2 tRNA genes are annotated in these 368 nt (G+C 57.3%); both read left to right on the forward strand.

Annotated features, from left to right (window positions below):
- Window positions 1-35: 35 nt before the first annotated feature.
- A tRNA-Gly gene (locus ABE571_RS18810) sits at window positions 36-111 on the forward strand.
- A 147-nt stretch (window positions 112-258) separates the two neighbouring features.
- Window positions 259-334, forward strand: a tRNA-Gly gene (locus tag ABE571_RS18815).
- Window positions 335-368 lie beyond the last annotated feature (34 nt).

Below are 368 nucleotides of genomic sequence, written 5' to 3' on the forward strand. Positions count from 1 at the left end.
TCAGGGTGCGGTGCCGTCGGGGCAAGCGAAAGTCTGCGGGAATAGCTCAGTTGGTAGAGCGCAACCTTGCCAAGGTTGAGGTCGCGAGTTCGAGTCTCGTTTCCCGCTCCAGATTTCGACAGGGCCCCCCTCGGGGCCTTGTTTTTCTCCGCGGTGGCACGCGGGCATCCGGTCCGGAAGCATCGGCCGGGATGTGAAAAAAAGTGTGAAAAAGCTGGTGTGTTTCGAGTGGTTTCGGTAACATATACGCTTGATTTTGCGGGAATAGCTCAGTTGGTAGAGCGCAACCTTGCCAAGGTTGAGGTCGCGAGTTCGAGTCTCGTTTCCCGCTCCAAATCCTGACCAGGCCCCGTTCTCGGGGTCTTGTT

Origin of the sequence: Stenotrophomonas sp. TWI273 (assembly GCF_039674765.1) — a bacterium.
Lineage (GTDB): Bacteria > Pseudomonadota > Gammaproteobacteria > Xanthomonadales > Xanthomonadaceae > Stenotrophomonas.